Annotated in this window: 20 protein-coding genes and 3 pseudogenes; 15 read left to right on the top strand and 8 right to left on the bottom strand. The window is 64.3% G+C overall.

The features are described 5' to 3' along the window. Positions 1 to 28: 28 nt before the first annotated feature. Both ACED67_RS17085 and ACED67_RS17080 read left to right on the top strand, forming a co-directional pair. Positions 29 to 1,000 carry a Bug family tripartite tricarboxylate transporter substrate binding protein gene (locus ACED67_RS17085; protein ID WP_395542918.1) on the top strand — a complete coding sequence of 324 codons (972 nt, stop codon included), beginning with the start codon at positions 29 to 31 and terminating at the stop codon, positions 998 to 1,000. 88 nt (positions 1,001 to 1,088) lie between these two features. Further along, positions 1,089 to 1,794, top strand: a pseudogene (locus ACED67_RS17080) (IS6 family transposase). A gap of 262 nt (positions 1,795 to 2,056) precedes the next feature. On the opposite strand, the gene ACED67_RS17075 reads toward ACED67_RS17080, so the two are convergent. After that, on the bottom strand, positions 2,057 to 2,869 hold the full coding sequence (locus ACED67_RS17075; protein ID WP_395542934.1) for an IclR family transcriptional regulator: 813 nt from the start codon (positions 2,867 to 2,869) through the stop codon (positions 2,057 to 2,059). A 143-nt stretch (positions 2,870 to 3,012) separates the two neighbouring features. Between ACED67_RS17075 and ACED67_RS17070 the strand changes: the two genes are divergently transcribed. The 10 genes from ACED67_RS17070 to kce (ACED67_RS17025) all read left to right on the top strand — a co-directional run bounded on the left by ACED67_RS17070 (position 3,013) and on the right by kce (ACED67_RS17025) (position 11,623). After that, positions 3,013 to 3,849 carry a cyclase family protein gene (locus ACED67_RS17070; protein WP_395542917.1) on the top strand — a complete coding sequence of 279 codons (837 nt, stop codon included), beginning with the start codon at positions 3,013 to 3,015 and terminating at the stop codon, positions 3,847 to 3,849. Positions 3,850 to 3,940: 91 nt separating this feature from the next. Continuing rightward, the gene (locus ACED67_RS17065) at positions 3,941 to 4,288 is read left to right on the top strand and encodes a cupin domain-containing protein (RefSeq protein WP_395542916.1); all 348 of its coding nucleotides are present in this window, start codon (positions 3,941 to 3,943) and stop codon (positions 4,286 to 4,288) included. Continuing rightward, on the top strand, positions 4,288 to 5,082 hold the full coding sequence (locus tag ACED67_RS17060; RefSeq protein WP_395542915.1) for an SDR family NAD(P)-dependent oxidoreductase: 795 nt from the start codon (positions 4,288 to 4,290) through the stop codon (positions 5,080 to 5,082). Before ACED67_RS17065 ends, ACED67_RS17060 begins: the two co-directional genes overlap by 1 nt. A gap of 3 nt (positions 5,083 to 5,085) precedes the next feature. Next, positions 5,086 to 6,012, top strand: a complete 927-nt coding sequence (locus ACED67_RS17055) for a 3-hydroxyacyl-CoA dehydrogenase family protein (protein WP_395542914.1) — start codon at positions 5,086 to 5,088, stop codon at positions 6,010 to 6,012. A 45-nt stretch (positions 6,013 to 6,057) separates the two neighbouring features. Continuing rightward, a complete protein-coding gene (locus ACED67_RS17050; RefSeq protein ID WP_395542913.1) occupies positions 6,058 to 7,326 on the top strand; it encodes an ABC transporter substrate-binding protein in 1,269 nt (422 codons plus the stop codon). A 56-nt stretch (positions 7,327 to 7,382) separates the two neighbouring features. Then, positions 7,383 to 8,111: an ABC transporter ATP-binding protein gene (locus tag ACED67_RS17045; protein WP_395542912.1), complete on the top strand. Its 729-nt coding sequence runs from the start codon at positions 7,383 to 7,385 to the stop codon at positions 8,109 to 8,111. Next, the gene (locus ACED67_RS17040) at positions 8,104 to 8,805 is read left to right on the top strand and encodes an ABC transporter ATP-binding protein (protein WP_395542911.1); all 702 of its coding nucleotides are present in this window, start codon (positions 8,104 to 8,106) and stop codon (positions 8,803 to 8,805) included. The genes ACED67_RS17045 and ACED67_RS17040 overlap by 8 nt, the downstream gene beginning before the upstream one ends. A gap of 5 nt (positions 8,806 to 8,810) precedes the next feature. Beyond that, complete coding sequence (locus ACED67_RS17035; RefSeq protein ID WP_395542910.1) at positions 8,811 to 9,674, top strand: branched-chain amino acid ABC transporter permease; 864 nt, start codon at positions 8,811 to 8,813, stop codon at positions 9,672 to 9,674. A gap of 3 nt (positions 9,675 to 9,677) precedes the next feature. Then, positions 9,678 to 10,682 (top strand): branched-chain amino acid ABC transporter permease, encoded by a 1,005-nt coding sequence (locus ACED67_RS17030; RefSeq protein ID WP_395542909.1) that lies wholly within the window; start codon positions 9,678 to 9,680, stop codon positions 10,680 to 10,682. A gap of 8 nt (positions 10,683 to 10,690) precedes the next feature. Further along, on the top strand, positions 10,691 to 11,623 hold the full coding sequence (kce, locus tag ACED67_RS17025) for a 3,5-dioxohexanoate:acetyl-CoA acetone transferase (protein ID WP_395542908.1): 933 nt from the start codon (positions 10,691 to 10,693) through the stop codon (positions 11,621 to 11,623). Between the two features lie 388 nt (positions 11,624 to 12,011). Here kce (ACED67_RS17025) and ACED67_RS17020 read toward each other — a convergent pair whose 3' ends face one another. From ACED67_RS17020 to ytfQ, 7 genes and pseudogenes are all read right to left on the bottom strand, one after another. Further along, positions 12,012 to 12,731 carry a DUF5681 domain-containing protein gene (locus ACED67_RS17020; protein ID WP_395542933.1) on the bottom strand — a complete coding sequence of 240 codons (720 nt, stop codon included), beginning with the start codon at positions 12,729 to 12,731 and terminating at the stop codon, positions 12,012 to 12,014. Positions 12,732 to 12,782: 51 nt separating this feature from the next. Next, positions 12,783 to 13,255 (bottom strand): annotated as a pseudogene (locus ACED67_RS17015) (transposase); the annotation flags it as partial. Positions 13,256 to 13,589: 334 nt separating this feature from the next. Continuing rightward, entirely contained in the window at positions 13,590 to 14,318 is a 729-nt protein-coding gene (locus ACED67_RS17010; RefSeq protein WP_395542907.1) for a FadR/GntR family transcriptional regulator, read from the bottom strand. 34 nt (positions 14,319 to 14,352) lie between these two features. Continuing rightward, positions 14,353 to 15,312 carry a galactofuranose ABC transporter, permease protein YjfF gene (yjfF, locus tag ACED67_RS17005; protein ID WP_395542906.1) on the bottom strand — a complete coding sequence of 320 codons (960 nt, stop codon included), beginning with the start codon at positions 15,310 to 15,312 and terminating at the stop codon, positions 14,353 to 14,355. After that, entirely contained in the window at positions 15,309 to 16,349 is a 1,041-nt protein-coding gene (locus tag ACED67_RS17000; protein ID WP_395542905.1) for an ABC transporter permease, read from the bottom strand. Before ACED67_RS17000 ends, yjfF begins: the two co-directional genes overlap by 4 nt. Further along, complete coding sequence (locus tag ACED67_RS16995; protein WP_395542904.1) at positions 16,346 to 17,866, bottom strand: sugar ABC transporter ATP-binding protein; 1,521 nt, start codon at positions 17,864 to 17,866, stop codon at positions 16,346 to 16,348. The genes ACED67_RS17000 and ACED67_RS16995 overlap by 4 nt, the downstream gene beginning before the upstream one ends. Positions 17,867 to 17,973: 107 nt before the next feature. Further along, positions 17,974 to 18,945: a galactofuranose ABC transporter, galactofuranose-binding protein YtfQ gene (gene ytfQ, locus ACED67_RS16990; RefSeq protein WP_395542903.1), complete on the bottom strand. Its 972-nt coding sequence runs from the start codon at positions 18,943 to 18,945 to the stop codon at positions 17,974 to 17,976. A 333-nt stretch (positions 18,946 to 19,278) separates the two neighbouring features. Here ytfQ and ACED67_RS16985 point away from each other — a divergent pair. The 3 genes and pseudogenes from ACED67_RS16985 (at position 19,279) to kce (ACED67_RS16975) (ending at position 22,229) form a co-directional block, all read left to right on the top strand. Further along, positions 19,279 to 19,985: pseudogene (locus ACED67_RS16985) on the top strand (IS6 family transposase). Between the two features lie 370 nt (positions 19,986 to 20,355). Further along, entirely contained in the window at positions 20,356 to 21,282 is a 927-nt protein-coding gene (locus ACED67_RS16980) for a 3-hydroxyacyl-CoA dehydrogenase NAD-binding domain-containing protein (protein ID WP_395542902.1), read from the top strand. Continuing rightward, positions 21,279 to 22,229, top strand: a complete 951-nt coding sequence (gene kce, locus ACED67_RS16975) for a 3,5-dioxohexanoate:acetyl-CoA acetone transferase (RefSeq protein ID WP_395542901.1) — start codon at positions 21,279 to 21,281, stop codon at positions 22,227 to 22,229. The genes ACED67_RS16980 and kce (ACED67_RS16975) overlap by 4 nt, the downstream gene beginning before the upstream one ends. The last annotated feature ends 12 nt before the right edge of the window (positions 22,230 to 22,241 follow it).

Genomic DNA, 22,241 nt, shown 5'->3' with positions numbered 1-22,241 from the left:
TTCCAGTTTCACCAAGGGAGGAAAGACCATGACAGTAACCCTGACACGCCGCGCCGCGCTGGCTCTCACGGCCGCCCTGGCCACGGTGGTTGCCGCGCCCGCCTTTGCCGAATTCCCCGAGCGTCCGATCGAGCTTGTCATCCCCTTCGCCGCCGGCGGATCGACCGATGTGGTCGGCCGCATCGTCGCCGAACGGATGAGCCAGGAACTGGGCCAGCAGGTGATCGTCCAGAATGTCGGCGGCGCAGGCGGCAGCCTTGGCGCCCAGCAGGTGGCCGAGGCCGAGGCCGATGGCTATACGATCTTGATGGGCACGGTCGCGACCCATGCGCTAAACCCGCTGATCCTGAAGCAGAAGCCCTACGATCCCGTGGCCGATTTCGCGCCGGTCTCGCTTCTGGTCCTGGTGCCGAACGTGCTGGCGGTTAACCCCGAACTGCCGGTGACGACCGTGCAGGAGCTGATCGACCTCGCCAAGACCCAGCCCCTGACCTATGCCTCGTCCGGGAATGGCACGCCGCTGCATCTGTCGGGCGAGCTGTTCAAGGCCATGGCCGGTGTGGATATCGTGCATATCCCCTACAAGGGTTCGGGCCCGGCACTGACCGATGTGCTGGGCAACCAGGTGCCGATCATCTTTGACAACCTGCCCTCGGCCTCGGGCCATATCGCCAGTGGCAAGCTGCGTGCGCTCGGCGTGACGACGGCCGAGCGGGCCGCCTCCTTCCCCGATGTTCCGACCATCGCGGAAACCCTGCCGGGCTATGAGACCTATACCTGGAACGCGCTCTTCGCCCCCGCGGGCACGCCGCCCGAGGCGATTGCCCGGCTGAACGCCGCCGCCAAGGTGGCGATGGCCGATCCGAAGGTGATCGAGCAGATGGCTACGTTCTCGGCCACCATCATCGCCTCGACGCCCGAGGAACTGGCCACCCATGTCGAGGCCGAAATGGCGAAATGGGCGCCCGTCGTCGAAGGCGCCAACATCAGCATGGACTGACCATTCGCTGGGGGTCTTGTTAGAGGAACCGGGCAGTGTCAGAAGAACGTTGCTTGAGGTAGGGTACGGCGCGGACTAGCGTGCGACTATGTCCCAACGCTCCCCCTTCCGCTACTTCAAGACCAGCCCGTCGATCATCCGCCTGGCGGTGATGCTCACCATCCGGTTCCCGCTCTCTCTGCGCAATGTCGAGGACCTGCTTCACGAGCGCGGGATCGAGATCAGTCACGAGACGGATCGATAGTGCTGGACCCGCTTCGGTCCGATCTTCGCGTAAGAGATCAGGGGCAAGCGGTTGCCCGGATGTGCGGCTGCCGTCACTGGGCTGGCACTTGGACGAGGTCTATGTGAGGAGCCATGGCGACATGCCCTCCCTCTGGCGGGCCGTCGACCATGAGGGCGAGGTGCTGGAAAGCGTCATCACCAGGCTGCGGGACCGCAAGGCTGCCCTTAAATTCCTCAAGAAATCGATGAAGCGGCACGGGCGACCCGAGACCATCGTGACGGACCGGCTTCGATCCTACGGCGCGGCGCTGAAAGATCTTGGCCGCGGCGATGACCGCGAGATGGGGCGCTGGCTGAACAACCGGGCCGAGAATTCACACTTGCCATTCCGGCGACGAGAACGGGCGACGTTGCGGTTCCGGCGCGTGCATACCTTACAGAAGTTCGCTTCAGTTCATGCCTCCGCCCACACCCACTTTCCGACGGAGCGCCACCTCCAAGATCGCAACGCCTACAAGCAGACCCGCGCCGCCGCCCTCGCAGAGTGGCGCGGCCTTTTCGCTGACTGACAGGCGGGTGGGGTAGGGGAAACGGAGACCGGTTCGCATTCGTCTGACAGCACCCATACTGGCCCTCAGGAATGCAATGATCCGAGCCAAACGATCATTTTTCCCGGTTGGCCTGCCTCAATGGAAAGGTCGAACTGGTATTCATGTCCCAACTGCGGCCGGTAGCCATCGGCCAAGAATGGCGTGGTTACCGGACGACCGATTTCATTGAGCCGAGCAGTCAGCGCGACCGATTGAGGGCCGAAACCGGTGCAGGTCCGGGTCAGCCGCCAAGTATGCGCGTGATCTCCGCCTTGCCCTTTGCCAGAGCGATCGTCACCAGCTCTTTCTGTTGGGGAAAGCGCGAGGTGGGTACCGGAACTGAAATCGCGTGCAGATCGCCCACAAGATCAGTGAAGGCAAAGCCAAGCGCGCTGATCCCCGCAGTATGTTTTTCATTGTCTTCCGCAAAACCGCGCGCGCGCGTGGTCTGAATCACCCTGTTGAACTCGGCCGGATAGGGGGCGATGCCAAGCCGCATCCATTCGTCTTCGGCTAGCTTGCGCGCCTCTGCATCCGGAAGAAGCGCCAGGCAGGACAAACCGCATGCGGTGGTCGTCAGGGGGAAGGCTTCGCCCACAGCGGAAACGGCGCGCAGGCGGTGCGTGCCCTGGATCTGGTCAAGAAAGATCATGCGCCCTCCCCGCATGACGGAAAGGTCGACAGTCTCTCCCGTTTCGTCCGCTATGGATTGCAGGCAGGGCCTGCAGCGTTCCGCGACATTGAACCGCGCCGCGCCGGCAAGCGCGAGAAGTTCAGGGCCCAAGCGCACGCCCCCGGGGGTTCCCGAAGTGATCAGGAGCCTCTCCTCCTGCAGCGCCTGAACGATCCGCTGCACGGTCGATCGCGGCAGGTCCACCCGTTCGGCAATCTGGCCCAGGCTCAGTCCGCCGGTGACGCCCTTCAGAGCGCGCAGCACTGTGGCGGCCCGGGCGATGACTTGGATACCGCTGCGGCCTTCGGCACGATCCTCGGTCAGTTCCTCTGGCTTTGTCATCTGCAGCTTTTTGCACTCCCTGGACGCGCGTCCCACCATACGGTGCAATTTGCCCGCATTGCAAGATTGTTGTTGACCGCAATGTGGTTCGAATGCATCAATATGCGGGACGGGTGGGAGGAGCCTTCCTGCGGATTCGGTTTGAAAAAACATCGCATTGCGGTGAGCGGAGGAGATTTGCCATGGTCAAGGTCCGGGGCATTGAATTCGAGGGCAACCTCGACAACAGCATGGGGCTGGAGTTCTACAACCTGAGCCATCGCTTCGGTTTCCAGAACCCGAACTGGCCCTATTTCCAGGACACCAAGATCGAGCGCATCCATTACATGGCCAAGTCGGGCGTACTGTCGCAACGCATCACCACCACGATGCATGCGACCACCCATATCGACGCGCCGGCCCATGTGGTCCAGGGCACGCCCTTCATCGATGAAGTGCCGCTGCCCCATTTCTTCGGCACCGGCATCGTGGTCGGCATGCCCAAAAAGAAATGGGAATTCATCACCGGCGACGATCTTGAGGCCGCCTGCGGCAAGTCGATCCGCAAGGGCGATGTGCTGATCATCAACACCGGCTGGCACAAGCAATACGAGGATGGCGACTATTTCGCCTATTGCCCCGGTTTTGTGAAATCGGCCGGCGAATGGATGGTGGAAAAGGGCGTCAAGGTCGTGGGCCATGACACCCAGGCCAATGATCACCCGCTGGCCACGGCAATCGGCCCGCAGCGCAACGGCCCGCTTCTGCCGCATCTGGAGCAGGAATGGCGCGACCATACCGGCGGCGGCGACTGGAAGAAGGACTTCCCGGAATGGGAGCCGGTCCACCAGATCCTGTTCAAGAACGGGATCCTGGGGATCGAGAATGTGGGTGGCGATCTGGATGCCGTCACCGGCAAGCGCTGCACCTTCGCCTTCTTCCCCTGGAACTGGGATCGTGGCGATGGCTGCATCATCCGCCTTGTGGCGATGATCGACAAGACCGGCGGATACCGGATCGAACGCGGCGAGAGTTTCTGAGGGCGGCAGCGGGGGCAAGCGCCGCCCCTGAACCCCCGCGGGATGTTTTCGCCGAGATGAAGAGGATTTGGTGGTTAGGGAGGACTGCCGGATGCTGGTCAAGAGATTTCAGGATGCACAGCCCTATGAGGCCCCCAACCACCATGGCGTGGTGGGACTTCGGCTTCAGGGGTTCGAGGCGGGCGGGCCGGAAAACCAGTGGCTGGGCTATTCCCAGTTCCTGCCGGGCGGCGGCGCCGGGCCAGATTCCACGCCTTTCGAAAAGGTCTATCTTGTGCTGGAAGGCCAGATGACGGTGCTGGCTTCGGGACGCGAGGTGGTGCTGGGCCCGATGGACAGCTGCACCATCGCCCCGGGCGAGATCCGCGAGATCGTCAACCGCTCGAACCATGTCTGCAAGATGCTGGTCGTGATCCCCTATCCCGCAAAGGTGACGTGATGAGCCTGTCCGATCCGTTGTCGATGTTCGACGTCAAGGGCAAGGTCGCGCTGATCACCGGCGCTTCGGGCGCCTTCGGCATGGTGGCCGCGCGGGTGCTAGCGGGGGCCGGCTGCAAGCTGGTCCTCGCTGCCGGCAAGGCCGCCGATCTGGCCGCCATCGCCGCCGAATGCCGCGAGGGCGGCCCCGAGGTGGTCGAGGCGAATGCCCGCCCCGACAGCGAGGCCGCCTGCGCCGCGCTGGTCGAAAAGGCGGTCGGGGTCTTCGGCCGACTGGATATTCTTGTCGTGGCGTCGGGCATGAACAAGGTGGCCAAGATCGACGAGATGGCGCCCGAGATCTTTGCCCAGGTCATGGACGCCAATGTCACGCAAAGCTGGCTTTTGGCCCGGGCCGCGACCCGGCAGATGAAGGCGCAAGGCGAAGGCGGCAAGATCGTGCTGGTCTCGTCTGCGCGCGGACTTCTGGGGCATCCGGCCGGCTATACCGCCTATTGCGCTTCGAAAGCCGCGGTGGACGGCATCACCAAGGCGCTTGGCTGCGAGCTGGGGCCGACCGGGATCACCGTGAACGCGATTGCGCCCACCGTCTTCCGCAGCCCGCTGACCGCCTGGATGTTCGAAGAGACGGACAATGCGAATGCGGTGCGTCAGGGTTTTCTGACCCGGGTGCCCAAGGGCCGGTTGGGCGAGCCCGAGGATCTGGCGGGGCCGCTGCTGTTCCTGTCGTCGCGCGCGTCGGATTTCTACACCGGGCACATTCTTTATGCCGATGGCGGCTATACGGCAGGCTGATCCATGCGCAAGAACATCCAGACGGCGGTGATCGGCGCGGGCCTTATGGGTCATGGCATCGCGCTGACGCTGGCGCGGGCCGGGCAATATGTGGCGATCACGGATCCGGTGGCGGCGGCGCGCGACACGGTCGCCGCGCGGATCGTCGACAGCCTGCGGCTGTTGGGCGAGACCGGCGACCGCATCGCGGCGATCCTGAAGAAGATCGAGATCTTCGACGGGATCGCGGGTGCGGTGAAAGAGGCCGCGTTCGTCTTCGAGGCCGCGCCCGAGAAGATGGCCCTGAAACAGGCGATATTCGCCGAGATCGAGGCCCATGCCCCGGCTGCGGCGGTGCTGGCCTCGAACACCTCGGTGATGCCGATCACCCAGATTATGTCGGGGCTGAAAGACCGCAGCCGGGCGCTTGGCACGCATTGGTGGAACCCGCCGCATCTGATTCCGCTGGTCGAGGTGATCCGCACCGCCGACACGTCGGACCAGGCGATGGATGCGATGATGGGCCTTCTGGCCGATGCGGGGAAAACGGCGGTCAGGGTGGAAAAGGACGTGCCGGGCTTCATCGGCAACCGGCTGCAACATGCGCTGTGGCGCGAGGCGATCAGCCTGGTCGAACGCGGCATCTGCGATGCGGAAGCGGTGGATACGGTGATCAAGGCCAGCTTCGGGCGCAGGCTGGCGGTTCTGGGGCCCTTGGAAAACGCCGATCTGGTAGGAACCGATCTGACGCTGGACATTCACGACACCGTCCTGGCCGATCTGGAACACCGGCCCGGCCCTGCGCCCCTGCTGCGCCAGTTGGTGGCCGAGGGTCGGCTGGGGATGAAATCCGGCCAGGGCTTCCGGCGCTGGTCGCCGGACGAGGCGAAGGCCCTGCGGGAAAAGGTCGTGCGCCATCTGCGCGCGCTGGAGGGCATACTGGAAGACTGAGGCAATCATGGGCGCCAGACGCCCGGCATTTCATGGGAGGATGAAATGACACTGCTGACCAATCGGCGCCGGTTCCTGACCGGGGCATCGGCCCTGCTGGCCGCGCCGGCGATCCTGCGAACGACGCGCGCCTATGCGCAAACCCCGACCCTGCGCATCGGCCATGTCAGTCCGCGCACCGGCCCCCTGGCCGGCTTTGCCGAGGCTGACGACTATATCCTGCAGGCGGTGGCCGAAAAATTCGCAGCCGGGATCGACAACAACGGCACGTCCTGGACGATCGAGATCCTGTCCAAGGACAGCCAGTCGAACCCGAACCGCGCGGCCGAGGTGGCAAGCGAGCTGATCCTGTCGGACGAGGTCGACATCATCGTCGCCGCCTCGACCCCCGACACGGTCAACCCGGTCTCGGATCAGGCCGAAATCAACGGCACGCCCTGCATCACTACCGATTGCCCCTGGCAGCCCTATTTCTTCGGCCGCGGCGGCGTGCCCGATGCCGGTTTCGAAAGCACCTATCACTTCTTCTGGGGCCTGGAAGACGTGATCGGCGCCTTCCTTGACCTTTGGGGCAAGTCGGGTGCGGCGAAGACGGTGGGCGGGCTGTTTCCCAACGATGCCGATGGCAATGCCTGGGGGGATTCCGAACTTGGCTTCCCCAAGCCCCTGGCCGCCGCCGGCTATGCGCTGACCGATCCGGGCCGCTACCAGCCGATGAGCGACGATTTCAGCGCCCAGATCGCAGCCTTCAAGGCGGCGGGCTGCGAGATCGTCACCGGCAACATGATCCCCCCCGATTTCGGCACGTTCTGGAGCCAGGCGGCCCAGCAGGGCTTCCGACCCAAGGTCGTGACCATCGGCAAGGCGCTGCTGTTTCCCAGCGTGATCCAGAGCCTAGGCGATCAGGGCGACGGGCTGTCCTCGGAAATCTGGTGGACGCCGCATCACCCGTTCTCCTCCTCGCTGACCCGGGCGAGTGCGGCCGATCTGGCCAATGGCTACACCGCTGCGACGGGCCGGCCCTGGACCCAGCCCATCGGCTTCAAGCATGCGCTGTTCGAAGTGGCGGCCAATGTCGTGGCGCGGGCCGAGGATCTGGACGATCCGGCGGCGATTGTGGCGGCCATCGCGGCGACCGATCTGCAGACCATCGTCGGGCCGGTGAACTGGGCCAAGGGGCCGGTCAAGAACGTCACCAAGACGCCGCTGGTCGCCGGCCAATGGCAGAAGGAAGGCGAGGGCTTCGATCTGAAGATCATCGCCAATGCCGCCGCGCCCGAAATCCCGGTCACGGGCGAACTGAAGCTGCTGTGATGCGATCCGGGCCTGCCCCTGGGGGGCGGGCCCTTTTTCCCCGGACGGAGACCGCGATGGCCGAAATCCTCAGCCTGTCGGGCGTGAAAAAGGCCTATGGCGCCGTCACGGTCGCCGACGACCAAAGCTGGGCGCTGGACGAAGGCGAGGCGCTTGGCGTGATCGGGCCCAATGGCGCGGGCAAGACCTCGATGTTCAATCTTGTCACCGGTACCATCGCCGCCGATGCCGGCACGATCCGGCTGGCCGGGCAGGATGTGACGCGCTGGCCGGCGGCGCGGCGCTGCCGGGCGGGCATCGCCCGCAGCTTTCAGGTGCCGCAGCCTTTCGGCGGCATGACCGTGTTCGAGAATTGCCTGGTCGGCGCGATGCAGGGCGCGGGCCTGGGCGTGGCCGAGGCCGAGGCAGTGGCGCTGGATGTGCTGGACCGCACCGGGCTGTTGCGGCGGGCCAATGTGCTGGCGGGCGGGCTGACGCTTCTGGAACGCAAACGGCTGGAACTGTCGCGCGCGCTTTGTGCCCGGCCCAAGGTCCTGCTGCTGGATGAAATCGCCGGCGGCCTCACCGAAGGCGAATGTCACTCGCTGGTCGAGACGATCCGCAATGTCCGCCAGACCGGGGTTTCCATCGTCTGGATCGAACATGTCGTGCATGCGCTACTGGCGGTGGTGGACCGGCTGATCGTCATCGACTTCGGCCGCAAGATCGCCGAGGGCGAACCGCAAGCGATCATGAACAGCAAGGAAGTGCGCGAGATCTATCTGGGGATCGAAGCCGATGCCTGACCTTCTGACCCTTGAAAAGCTGGATGCGCATTATGGCGATTTCCAGGCGCTGTACGGCATCGACGCCCGGGTGACCGAGGGCGAGGTGCTGGCGATCATCGGCGCGAATGGCGCCGGCAAGACCACGCTGATGCGCTCGATCGCCGGGTTGATCCGCAACGCGCCCGAAGCGCTGCGCTGGAAGGGCCAGCCCATCGGCCGGATGCGCGCTGATCAGGTGGCGGCCCTTGGCATCGCGCTGGTGCCCGAGGGGCGGCTTCTGTTTCCCTCGCTCAGCGTCGAGGAAAACCTGATCATCGGCGGCCAGACCGGGCGAAAGGGGCCCTGGAACCTGGCGGCCGTCTACCGGCTGTTCCCGATCCTGCAGGAAAGGCGCAACCAGCAATCGACCTCGCTGTCGGGCGGGCAGCAGCAGATGGTGGCCATCGGCCGGGCTCTGATGGCCAATCCCGAACTGATCTTGATGGACGAGATCAGCCTGGGCCTGGCACCGGTGGTGATCCGCCAGATCTACGAGGCGCTGCCCGGCATCGTCGGGCAGGGCATGGCAGCCGTGGTGGTGGAACAGGATATCGCCAAGGCGCTGTCGGTCACCTCGCGCGTCTATTGCCTGCAAGAGGGGCGCGTTTCGCTGGAAGGCGCCTCGGACAAGGTCACGCGCGAGGATATCGCCCGCGCCTATTTCGGGGTCTGAACGCGATGGACTGGGTGAATGCGATCCTTCAGGGCGTGCTGCTGGGTGGGCTTTATGCCCTGTTCGCGGCCGGGCTTAGCCTGATTTTCGGCGTGATGCGGCTGGTCAATATCGCCCATGGCGACATGATCGTGCTGGCGGCCTATCTGGGGCTGACCGTGACCTCGGCGCTGGGTCTGCACCCTCTGCTTGCGCTGGTGATCGTGGTGCCAGTGATGGGGGCCTTCGGCTATGTCCTGCAGCGCGGGATCCTGAACCGCACCATGGGCGACGATTTTCTGCCGCCGCTGCTGGTGACCTTCGGCCTGTCGGTGATCATCCAAAACGCGCTTCTGATGGGCTACAGCGCCGATCCGCAAAAGCTGCAGGCCGGGGCGCTGGAAACCGCCAGCATCGGTGTGGCCGGGCTGACGGTGGGCGTGCTGCCCCTGATCATGTTTGCGACCGCCGTGGTGATCATCGGCGCGCTGCAATGGATGTTCTACCGCACTGCGCTGGGCCGCGCCTTCCGCGCCACCTCGGACCGGCAGGAAGTGGCGCAGCTGATGGGGCTGAACCGCGCCCATGTCTTCGGCCTGGCCATGGCGCTGTGTCTTGCGGTCACCGCGGTCGCCGGGATCTTCCTGGGCATCCGTACCGCCTTCGACCCTGCCATCGGCGGCAGCCGGCTGATCTTCGGCTTCGAGGCGGTGATCATCGGCGGCCTGGGCAACCTGTGGGGCACGCTGGCGGGCGGTGTGATCCTGGGCGTGGCGCAGGCGCTTGGCGGGCAGGTCAGTCCGGGCCTGCAGATCCTGGCCGGCCATATCGTCTTCCTGATCGTCCTTGCGCTGCGTCCGCGCGGCCTGTTTCCCAAGATGGAGGGTTAGGCCATGCGCGTCACCCGCAGCTCGACCACCGCCCGGATCGCCATGGCTTTTGCCGCGCTGGCCTTGCTTTGCCTGGCCGCCGCGCCCTGGTGGGCCGGCCGGGCCGAGATGCGCCTGATGGGAGAGATCTTCCTTTACATGTCGCTTGCCTCACTGTGGAATCTGCTGGCGGGCTATGCCGGGCTGGTGTCGGTCGGGCAGCAGGCCTTTGTTGGGCTTGGCGGTTACGCGCTGTTCGGGCTGACCATGCTGGCGGGCATGCCGATCCTTCTGGCGCTGCCGCTGGCCGCCGTGGCGGGCGCCGTCATCGCCATGCCGGTCGCCCTGCTGATCTTCCGCCTGCGCGGCGCCTATTTCGCCATCGGCACCTGGGTCATCGCCGAGGTTTTCCGGCTGACCGCCGCGCAGGTCTCCGCGCTTGGCGGCGGCTCGGGCATCTCGCTGCCGGCGAGGATCGTCAAGGCGCTGGCCGAAGGCCGCGACCTGCGCGAGGCGATGGCCTTTTGGCTTGCCCTTGGCGTCATGGTCGTGGTGATCGCGGCTGCCTTCCTGATCCTGCGCTCGCGCCACGGGCTGGCGCTGACCGCGATCCGCGACAACGAACTGGCCTCGCGCAGCCTAGGCATCGATATCTGGCGGACGAAATTCGTGGTCTATGTCGCCGTGGCCGGCCTGACCACGCTGGTCGGGGCGCTGATCTTCCTGCAAAAGCTGCGCATCTCGCCCGAGGCGGCGTTCAGCGCCAATGACTGGACCGCCTTCGTCATCTTCATCGTGGTGATCGGCGGCATCGGCACGCTGGAAGGCCCGATCCTGGGCACGCTGGTGTTCTTTGCCCTGCGCGAGACCCTGGCCGACCTGGGCACGCTTTACCTGATCGCGCTGGGGGCGGTGGCCATCCTGGTGATGCTGCGCGCGCCCAAGGGGCTGTGGGGGTTGATCCGCGCCCGTTTCGGCGCCGAGCTGTTCCCGTTGTCGCGTCGCGTCCTCGACCTTTCCCAGAAGTGAGATCTGCCATGGCCAAGCGCCCCAAGACCATCATCACCTGCGCCGTGACCGGCGCCATCCACACGCCCACCATGTCGGACGCGCTGCCCTATACCGCCGATGACATCGCCGAACAGGCGATTGCCGCAGCCGAAGCCGGGGCGGCGATCCTGCATCTGCATGCGCGCCGCCCCGAAGACGGCGGCGTGACGATCGACCCCGAAGCCTTCGCGCCCTTCCTGCCGCGGATCAAGCAGGCCACGGGCGCGGTCGTGAACATCTCGACCGGCGGCAGCCTGAAGAACACGATCGAGGACCGCATCGCCCCGGCCCTGCGCTTTTCGCCTGAGATGTGCAGCCTGAACATGGGCTCGATGAATTTCAGCTTCCACCCGCTGGCCAAGCGCTACGACACGTGGAAATTCGACTGGGAGAAGGATTACGTCGAGAATTCCGACACCTACATCTTCCGCAACACCTTCCGCGATATCGAGACGGTGTCGAACGCGCTGGCGCCGCATGACATCAAGTTCGAACATGAATGTTATGATGTCGGCCATCTCTACAATCTGCGTTTCTGCATGGACATCGGGCTGTTCAAGGCCCCGGTGTTCATCCAGTTCATCTTCGGCATCCTTGGCGGCATCGGGCCTGAGGTCGACAACCTGATCTTCATGAAGCGCACGGCGGACCGGCTGTTTGGCGACGACTACCGCTGGTCGGTTCTCGGGGCAGGGGGCGCACAGATGAGCCTTGCCACCACGGCCAGCCAGATGGGCGGCAATGTCCGCGTCGGGTTGGAAGACAGCCTGTTCATCAGCCGGGGAAAGCTGGCGGAGTCGAATGCCCAGCAGGTCGCCCAGATCCGCCGCATCGTCGAGGATTTGGGCTGTGAAGTGGCAAGCTCGGACGAAGCGCGCGAGATCCTTGGTCTGAAAGGCGCGGATCGCGTGGCGTTCTGAGCAAGTCGAACACAACCAAATCAACGGAGGAAAATGCGATGATCAAACGTGCGGCAATGACTTAGGTCCCGGCGCTTTGTGCGGGGATGGCGCAGGCCGAGAACATCCGCCTGGTCGAGCGGCACGGATGCGACGGAGCCAGGGTATCCCGGCCTGAGTGGGTTTGGCCACCGATCCCTGATCGCCGAAGTGGAAGACCGATTTTGCAGCGTCGGCCGCTTCCTCGGTCAGGCGCCGCCAGCGTCGCTCGCCTCGAGGTTCCCCGCCCGCTAGGCCTGAGCCAGTCAGGGTTCGCTGCGCGAGGGACGAAGTTCCGCTGACCCAAATTGCCGCGGCTGCGATGCCGCGGCGTCGTCAGTCGGCTTTCCGCCCTTAGCCGCCCTATCCCCTACCCTTCCCCTCTTTGGGCCTTGTTCAGGAAGGCCACGATCTTCCTCGACCTGGCCAGGTCCTCTTCGCGGAACTTGCGCATGCCCGGGTCTTCTTCGGTCAGGATGAGTTGCTGAAGCTCCTCGACCTCGGCCTCGAAGTCGGCCTTGCGCGCCATCCAGGCGTCCCGTTTCGCCTTCTCCTCCTTCGTCGCTGGACCGACGATGCGGGCGGTGCCGCGCTGCATGTCGATGCGGACGTGATCGGGATGCGGTAAGGGATCGGCGAGATGGATAATGCCAAGAACCCGGCGCCGTTCCAGCTCGCGGTCCCAATCGTTCTTGTAGGTGATCGTGGTTTCAATCCGTTCGTCGTACAGAAGCTTGTTCGAAGTTTCGACGGCGGAGAGCAGTTCCGCGAAGAGGCGCTGGGACCGGTGCTGCCCCTTCGCCGCGTTGACGGCAAGCGAACGCAGCACCGCCCGCGCGATCGGAACGCTGATGTTGCGCGCGCCATCGCGCACGGTGATGCTGCGATAGGCCTCCTCCAGGATGATCCCCTTCATCCGTTCCTCGTTCAGCGCGGGCAGCTTGTTCTTCGAGCCTTTCGGGCGGCCGCGGGGATTGCCCGATTTCCCCTTGCGGAACTGCGTGGCCTCCGGCGGCTTGCCATAGCCGACCTCGTAGCCCGGCCGCGGCGCGAGCGGACCCTTGCCCTTGCCAGGCCCGGGCGCCGTCATTCCGCCGCCTCGCGCGGCGCCACCACATCCTGCGCCAGATCCTGCGACCGTGGCTAACCGCTCGATGTATTTGATCGAGAGGTATTGGCTGCCACGATCGGAATGGTGGACGAGCCCTGTCCCCTTGGCCGGGCGGCGTTGATGAACCGCCTGCTCCAAGGCATCGAGGACGAAACCGGCATGGGCCGATGTGCTGACCATCACTTCGACCGGCGGTCGAGCTCCGCCATCGCAAAATACGCCGACGCCTTACGCAGAATCTCGTTGGCCTGGCGCAGTTCCCGGTTCTCCCGCTCCAGCGCCTTCATCTTCTCTGCCATGTCGGTCGGGATGCCAGCGCGCTTGCCGCTGTCGACCTCGGCCTTCTTGACCCACTCGTTCAGGGTCTGGGGCGCACAGCTGATCTTCGCGGAAATCGACATGACTGCCTGCCAGCGCGATCCATGCTGACCCTCATTGTCGAGAACCAGCCGCACCGCACGCTCGCGCACTTCGGCGGAAAACTTGTTCGTCGTCTTGCTCATGATGCTCCATCCTACTCAGGAGTTGGAGCCTCCGGCAAACCCGGCGCGGTTCAGGTTGCTCGAATCCAGTCCCCAAGGGCCGATATTCTCCGACCCTCATGACTGCGCCCTCTCGGTGTTCAGGATGTAAGACATTGACGCAATATAGGATTTTCGGAGGCAGCAATCGAAGTTGGATCAAAGTCCCGTCTGCGCGCGTTGGAACTGAGGTCGAACCGGCTGGTCACACAGGCCGGACGGGCCGAAAGGCGGAACAGGGCGGAAGCAGACTTCCGTCGTGAACGAAGCACAAGCCAGCTGCCGCCATTAAGAAGCAAAGAGAAGCGCGTGCCCGTTAGCTCGGAACGCTGATGATCTGGAACATCGCCAGTTTGGCCTCCTGCGAGTCGCCACGTTCAACGGCACGGACGACTGCCGTGAATTCCGGGGCGAGCTCGGATGCCAAGCCACCCGGCGGCGCATGCCCATCACGATCGACGCGCCGCTGAACGCGGTGGACCACGCCGAATTCGATGATCGCCGAAGCCGCACGCAGAAATGGATTGCCCGAGGCCTCTGCAATGATGCGATGAATTTCGAACTCTGCCATCGCAAAGGGTTCGGGTTGGTGGGTCATCGCGGCGCGCTGGTTGAGCCAGTAGTTCAGGAGACGCACATGCTCTGCCTCGCGGTTCTGCGCAGCAAGTGAGGCGGCTTGAAGTTCAAGGCTTTCCCGAATGATCCGAAAAGATGCCATAAACGCCGGTGATGGATGGCTTTCCAGCTTCCATGCGAGGATCTGACGATCAAACAGGTTCCAGCGCGACTGCGGTAACACACGGGTGCCGACCTTTGCGCGGGCTTCTACCAAGCCCTTTGCCTCAAGCGTCTTCAGCGCCTCGCGCAGCACGGTGCGCGACACGCCGAAACGGTCCATCATCTCGGCGTCGCCGGGCAGGCCGGAGCCCACCGGCATGTCGCCCGACACGATTGCACGGCCAACCTCGTTGATGACGTAGGAATGAAAGTTCCGCGCCTCGGGCCGCCCGGAGAGCGTTCGGATCAGGCTCCCGGGTTCGCTCATGTCACCTGGTCCAAATGGTTACGTTCGGCCGTGTCTAGGTTCTGCGCGGACCGGCCCGGAAGACCAGCCGCTGCAGCACGATGAACATAAACAAAAGCACGCCGACGACAATCTTGGTCCACCAACTGCTGAGAGTGCCGTCGAAGACGATGTAGGTTTGCACCAACCCCTGCAGCATGACCCCGATGAAGGTGCCCGCGACGAAGCCGTAGCCGCCGGTCAGCAGCGTGCCGCCGATGACGACCGCGGCGATGGCGTCAAGTTCGACGCCGAGGGCGTTCAGCGAATAGCCGGCCGAGGTGTAAAGCGAGAAGACCACCCCGGCGAGACCGGCAAGGAAGCCCGACAGCGCGTAGATCGAGATCGTCGTGCGGGCGACCGGCACCCCCATGAGCGCGGCCGAGGTTTCAGACCCGCCCAGGGCATAGACATTAGAGCCGAACCGCGTGCGGTGGGCCAGAAGGATCGCCACCGCGAAGACGATCAGCATGATGATGCCGACGACGGTCAGGCGCCCGCCGCCGGGCAGCACGATGTAGCTTTTCTGGGCGGCGGTGAAGAAGGGATGATCGATCCCGATCGAATCCGGCGACAGGACCGAGGCTCCGCCACGGGCCAGGAACATCCCGGCAAGCGTGACGATGAAGCTTGGCACCTTTAGGTAGTGGATCGCGGCCCCCATGATTGCGCCGAAGGCGGTCGCGACGATCAGGGCGATGGCGAAGGCGATCAGGGGGTGGAAGTGCAACCACATGATGAGGACAGCGACGAGGACGGTGGTGAAGCCGATCACCGCGCCAACGCTAAGGTCGATGCCGCCGGACAGGATGACGAAGGTCATGCCGACCGCAGCGATGCCGAGAAAGGCATTGTCGGTCAGGAAGTTGCCAAGGACACGCGTCGACAGCATCGCGGGTTGCTGGGAGACCGCCAGCATGTAGGCGAAGAGGAAGATGAGGGTCGTTGCCAGAAGCGGGCGCAGGCTGCGGGTCATTTCTCGGCTCCCGGGAAGCGGTGGAAGATCCGGGCCGACAGCGGCGATTGCAGGACAAGTATCACGATGATCACCGCCGATTTGACGACAAGGTTGAATTCGGGGGAGAAGCCCGAGATCAGGATGCCGGTGTTCATCGCCTGGATGATCATCGCGCCAAGGACGGCCATCGGGATGGAAAACCGCCCGCCCATCAGCGAGGTGCCCCCGATAACGACGGCGAGGATGGCGTCGAGTTCCAGCCAGAGGCCCGCGTTGTTGGCGTCGGCGCCGCGGATGTCCCCGGCGACGATCAGGCCCGAGATCGCCGCGCAGAAGCCCGCGAAGGTGTAGACGATCAGGAGAAGCGCACCCGCTGACAGACCCGCGAAGCGCGCGGCGGAGCGATTGACGCCCACGGCCTCGATCAGGAGGCCAAGCGCGGTGCGGCGGACGATCAGGGTGGCGGCGATCATCAGGACGGCGGCGATGACCACGGGCATCGGGAAGCCCAGGAAGGACCCGGTGCCGATGAAGATCAGCAGGGGGTCAGAGAAGGTGACGATGTAGCCTTCGGTGATCAGCTGGGCGAGGCCGCGCCCGGCGACCATCAGGACGAGGGTGGCAATGATCGGCTGGATCTCAAGCACGGTCACCAGGATCCCGTTCCAGAGCCCGCAGATCAGGCCCGCACCAATGGCGGCCAGCACAGCGAGCCAGGCGGGATAGCCCGAGGTGACCATGACGGCGGCGGTCGCCCCGCAGATCGCCATGACCGCGCCGACCGACAGGTCGACGCCCTTGGTCGCGATGACCATGGTCATGCCGATAGCGAGGATCGCGACGGGCGCGCCGCGGTTCAGGACGTCGATCAGGCTGCCGAAGAAGCGGCCGTCCTGCCAGGTGATGGTGAAGAAGCCGGGGAAAAGGATCCAGTTCACCAAAAGGATGGCGACCAGCGCGATGACCTGCGGCCGGGTGATGAAATGGGTCAGCGGCCGCGAGGGCGGCATCGGGGGCTGGGTCGTGGGCCGGATATCGACAGTCGGGCGGGTCACGGGCGGGTCTCCATGGGCGTTCCGGCGATGGCCTGGACGATGGCGTCGGGGGCGATGCGGTCGCCGTCCAGTTCCGCCACCATCTCGCGGTCGCGCATCACGACGACGCGGTTGGAATAGGCGACGACCTCGTCCAGTTCGGACGAGATCACGAAGAGGGCGAGGCCTTCCTCGCGCAGGCGGTTGATGGTGCGGACGATCTCGGCATGGGCGCCGACGTCGATGCCCCGGGTGGGTTCGTCGAGGATCAGGAAGGTTGGGTCGATGGCCAACCAGCGGGCCAGGATCACCTTTTGCTGGTTGCCTCCGGAGAGGAGCTTGACCGGCATGTCATGGTTCGCTGCGCGGATGTCCAGCGCCTCGGCATAGCGGCCGGCGAGTTCGACTTGATCCTCGCGGTTCAGGGCCTTGAACCACCCAAGCTTGGCCTGCAGCGCGATGATGATGTTTTCGCGGACGGAAAGGTCGCCGAAGATGCCGTCGATCTTGCGGTCTTCCGGGCAGAAGCCGAAGCCTGCGGCCACGGCCTGGGCGGGGTTGCGGATGGTCACGGGTTTGTCGTCGACCAGCACCTGGCCGCCGTCCGCGCCATCGACGCCGAACATCAGCCGCGCGACCTCGGTCCGGCCCGAGCCGAGGAGGCCCGCGACGCCTACGACCTCGCCTTCGTGGACCTGTAGGTCGAAGGGCGACAGGCCCTTGCGGTTCAGCCCCTTGAAGGCGACGCGGACAGCGCCCCGGGTGCCGCCGGCCAGCGCGGTCGGGTGGTGTTCGAAGGCCACGTCCTTGCCCAGCATCATGCGGACGACGTCGGTGGTGTTCAGCGTGTTCAAGGCCTGCGAGGCGACGCGCTTGCCGTTGCGCAGGATGGTGACGCGGTCGGCCAGGTCGAAGACCTGATCCAGGAAATGGGTGATGAAGATGATCGCCAGGCCCTTGGCCTTCAGTCCTCGGACGACGTCGAACAGGCGCTGCACCTCGTTCCGATCCAGGCTGGCGGTGGGTTCGTCCAGGACCAGGACCTTGCCCGACAGTTCTACCGCGCGGGCGATGGCGACGATCTGCTGGACGGCGACGGAGAATTCGGACAGCTCGGCGCGGACGTCGATGTCCAGGCCGTAACGCGACAAAAGCTCACGCGCCTGGGCGTCGATCTTCTTGCGGTCGACAAGGCCAAAGCGGGTCGGCTGGCGGCCGAGAAACAGGTTTTCAGCGACCGAGCGGTTCGGCAGTAGGTTCACTTCCTGGTAGACGGTGCCGATGCCGTAGCCCTGGCCATGCAGCGGGTCGCGCAGGGAGGTGGGTGCGCCATCGAGAAGCAGCTCGCCCGCGTCGGGCTGGTAGGCGCCGGTCAGGATCTTGATCAGGGTCGACTTGCCCGCCCCGTTTTCCCCCAGAAGCGCGTGCACCTCGCCTGCGTTGGCGGTGAAGTCCACGGTGTCCAATGCGCGGTGCTGGCCGAAGACCTTGACGATCCCCCGCGCCTCAAGCACCGGCCTTGCGGCTGCTTCAGACATTCCCGCCTCCCTGTTATGTCCGGTAACTGTCCGCCTATCCTGCGGATAAAGCAATTCCGCCGGGCAAAGCTCCTCAGCTTCGCCCGGCGGCACCTCGGAGAGGAAACCTAGTATCCGAGGCCTTTGCGGCGGTCGTATTCGCCCTGCGGATCATCGGCCGGGGTGTACAGCTTCGACTCGGTGATGATGAACTTATCGGGCAACGTGCCGTTGTTCAGGTAGGCGTCCAGCGCGGCGAAGGCCGGGCCAGCCATGTTCGGGGTCAGTTCGACCGTGGCGTTGGCTTCGCCGGAGACCATCGCGGCGAAGATATCGGGCACGGCGTCAATCGAGACGACGAGGATGTCGGTCCCGGGCTTCAGGCCCGCGTCCTTGATCGCCTGGATGGCGCCGACGGCCATGTCATCGTTGTGGGCGTAGACCGCGCAGATGTTCTTGCCGCCGTCTTCGGCCTTGATGAAGCCCTCCATGACTTCCTTGCCCTTGGAGCGGGTGAAGTCGCCGGTCTGGCTGCGGGTGATGACCAGGTTAGCCTTCCCTGCGATAGCCTCTTCAAATCCCTGCTTGCGGTTGATCGCGGGGGACGAGCCCACGGTGCCCTGCAGTTCGACGATGTTGCACGGCTTGTCGCCAACGGTGCCCGCCAGCCATTCGCCGGCCACGCGGCCTTCCTTCACCTGGTCGGACGCGACCGAGGTCAGGTACAGGTCTTCCGGACCTTCGATGCCACGGTCAAGCAGCACGACCGGGATGTTGGCTTCCTTGGCTTCGGTCAGGACCTCCTCCCAGCCGGTTGCCACAACCGGGGCGACCAGGATAGCGTCGACACCTTGGGCGATAAAGCCGCGGATCGCCTTGATCTGGTTTTCTTGCTTTTGCTGAGCGTCAGCAAATTTCAGGTCGATCCCGAGGTCGGCCGCAACCTGCTTAGTCACGCTGGTCTCGGCCGCGCGCCAGCCGGATTCGGAGCCGATCTGCGAAAAGCCGACGACTTTGCCTTGGAGCCCCTCAGCGTAGGCTGCCGAAAGCAAAAGTCCGCTAAGTCCCGCGCCAAGCGCGAGAGCCTTGATAAGCGTCATGGTTTTCCTCCCGATGGAAACTTTGGCCACTCTCCTCAGGGTGGCTCCTCGACAGTATCAAAAGTATTACTATATACAATAGGGAAGCTTCTTGGAGTTCGGGCCTGCGCTGCCGTTGCAGCGTAGCACCTAAGCAAGAGCCTGATTTGGTGTTGTCAGAGGAACCGTCCTTGCCGCGGGGCAGCGGGGCATGATCCGACGGGGCGTATGCCCCATGGTGAGACAGTGGCGTCATATACATTATATCAATAGGTTAGCCTGTGTGGATTCAGAGTGGCGTTGTCGGAGGAACCGCGCTTGCCGCGGGGTGGGGCGGTTCGCTAGCCTGCGAGGATGACCAGCCGCTCCCCCTTCCGCTACTTCAAGACCAGCCTGTCGATCATCCGCCTTGCCGTGATGCTCACCATCCGGTCCCCCTGTCGCTGCGAAACGTCGAGGACCTGCTGCACGAGCGCGGGATCGAGAACAGCCACGAGACGGTTCGCTCGTGGTGGAACCGGTTCGGTCCGATCTTCGCGTCGGAGATCAGGGGCATGCGGGTTGACCGGATGCGCGCCCGCCGGCACTGGCGCGGACACGCGGACGAGGTCTAGGTGAGGATCAATGACGAGATGCCCTACCTCTGGCGGGGCGTCGACCATGAGGGCGAGGTGCTGGAAAGCGTCATCACCAGGCCGCGGGGCCGCAAGGCGGCCCTGAAATTCCTCAGGAAATCGATGAAGCGGCACGGGCGACCCGAGATGATCGTGACGGACCGGCTCTGGTCTTACGGCGCTGCCCTGAAAGAACTTGGCAGCGGCGATGACCGCGAGATGGGCCGCTGGCTCACCAACAGGGCCGAGAATTCACACTTGCCTTTTCGCCGACGAGAACGGGCGATGTTGCCGTTCCGCCGCATGAATACCTTGCAGAAGTTCGCTTCAGTGCATGCCTCGGTCCACACCCACTTTCCGACCGAGCGCCACCTCCAAGATCGCAACGCCTACAAACAGACCCGTGCCGCCGCCCTCGCAGAGTGGCGCGGCCTTCTCGCTGCTTGACAGGCGGGTAGGGTAGGGGAAACGGAGACTGGTTCGCATTCGTTTGACAGCACCCTGAGTGTCTCTCCGAGAATCGGACAGTGATGCTGCAGCGCAGCATGGAACAAAAACCACAGATAAACCCGCTCTCCGGCTGTCGGCGCCGCCAGCGAAAAACCCCTCAACTGGCACATTCCGTTTGCCGAAGCGCTAAGCTCGTCAGGTTTAGATATACCGTTATATCCTTCAGGTGAATCATATTTTAGTGTTTGGTTACAGATGGTTAAAGTTCATTGATCTTGAAAATTATAAAATTATCTAAGTGATATAACACTATTGACAAAAGATCGATTCGTTCGAAATGATGCGCTGGTCGGATGGGGAAACAGATATGACGAAGCCGGTTATCGCAGTCATCGGGGCGGGTCTGATCGGGAGGTCCTGGTCGATTCTGTTCGGCGCTGCCGGCCACGAGGTTCGGCTTTGCGACATGTCGCAAGCGGCCTTGGATCTGGCGCGGCAATGGCTGGCCGAACAGCTGTCGCCAGCGGCACTGAGCCGCATCCGCTTTTGCGCCGGGCTGGATGAGGCGCTGGCGGGCGCCGATTACGTGCAGGAGGCCGCGCTGGAAGATCTTGCGGTGAAGCAGGCGCTGTTTCGGTCGATCGAAGATCATGTGGGTGCCGATTGCGTGCTGGCCTCGTCGACCTCGGCGCTGCTGCCCGACGATATTTTTGCCGCGATGCGCCGGCCCCAGCGCTGCCTTGTCGCGCATCCCGCCAATCCGCCGCATCTGCTGCCGGTGGTGGAACTGGTGCCCGCCCCCGCGACCGACCCCGTCCTCGTGGACCGGGTCGCCGCGATGATGACGGGTCTCGGGCAGGACGTGATCCGGGTGCAGGTCAGCCAGCCGGGCTTCGTGCTGAACCGGCTGCAATCCGCGCTGGTGGAAGAGGCGCTGCGGCTGGTCGCCGGCGGTGTGGCCAGCCCCGAGGATGTCGACCGCGCCGTGCGCTCGGGTCTGGGGATGCGGTGGGCCTTTGCCGGCCCGTTCGAGGTGATGGACCTGAACGCCAGCGGCGGCTTCGCCGACTATGCGGCCCGGCTGGGTCCGGCGCTGGCGGCCTCGGCGCCGGGGGGCAGCGCGACCAGCGGCTGGAGCGGCAAGGCACCGGCGCTGATTGCCCAGGCCCGGCGCGAAACACTTGATCTGAAAGCAATTCCGGCGCGGCAGACCTGGCTGGCCGGCAAGTTGCAAGAACTGCGTCGGCTGAAGCAGCCGGCGCGGGAAGAATCCCCTGAAGGAGCATTGTCGTGAGCGAGAAGAAAGCGAAATCGGGTAGCAAGGTGATCATCACCTGTGCGGTCACCGGCTCGATCCACACGCCTACCATGTCGGATCACCTGCCGCTGACCCCGGACGAAATCCGCGACGGGGCGATCGGGGCGGCACAGGCCGGGGCGGCGATCCTGCATCTGCATGCGCGCAATCCGCTGGATGGCAGCCCGACCCCCTCGCCCGATGTGTTCCGCGAATTCCTGCCCCAGATCGCCGAGGCGACCGATGCGGTGCTGAACATCACCACCGGCGGCGGCCATAACATGACGGTGCAGGAACGCCTGGCCGCGCCGCTGGAATTCAAGCCCGAGATGTGTTCGCTGAACATGGGCTCGATGAATTTCGGCCTGTTCCCGATGCTGGACCGCTTCCCGAACTGGAAACATGACTGGGAGCCGAAATACCTTGAGAACTCCCGCGATTTCATCTTCCGCAACACCTTCAAGGATATCGAATATATCCTGAAGCATCTGGGCGACGACTGCGGCACCCGCTTTGAATTCGAGTGCTACGATATCGGCCATCTTTATACGCTGGCGCATTTCCTGGAACGCGGGCTGGTGAAGCCGCCGCTGTTCGTGCAGTCGATCTTCGGCATTCTGGGCGGCATTTCGGCCGATCCGGCCAATGTGATGCATATGCGCGAAACCGCCGAAAAGCTGTTCGGCGCGGATTACCAATGGTCGATCCTGGCCGCGGGGCGCCACCAGATGGGGCTTTGCACCATGGGCGCGATCCTGGGCGGCAATGTGCGGGTGGGGCTGGAGGATTCGCTTTACCTGGGCAAGGGCCAGATGGCCAAAAGCAATGCCGATCAGGTGACCAAGATCCGCCGCATCCTGGAAGACCTTTCGCTTGAAATCGCCAACCCCGCCGAGGCGCGGCAGATGCTGGATCTGAAAGGGGCCGCGGCCACCGCGATCTAGGGGCCGGGCCAC

It is taken from the genome of Neotabrizicola paludis, from assembly GCF_044142105.1.
Lineage (GTDB): Bacteria > Pseudomonadota > Alphaproteobacteria > Rhodobacterales > Rhodobacteraceae > Pseudogemmobacter.
The sequence above is the reverse complement of the archived record's forward strand: the minus strand, read 5'-3'. Positions and strand labels throughout refer to the sequence as shown.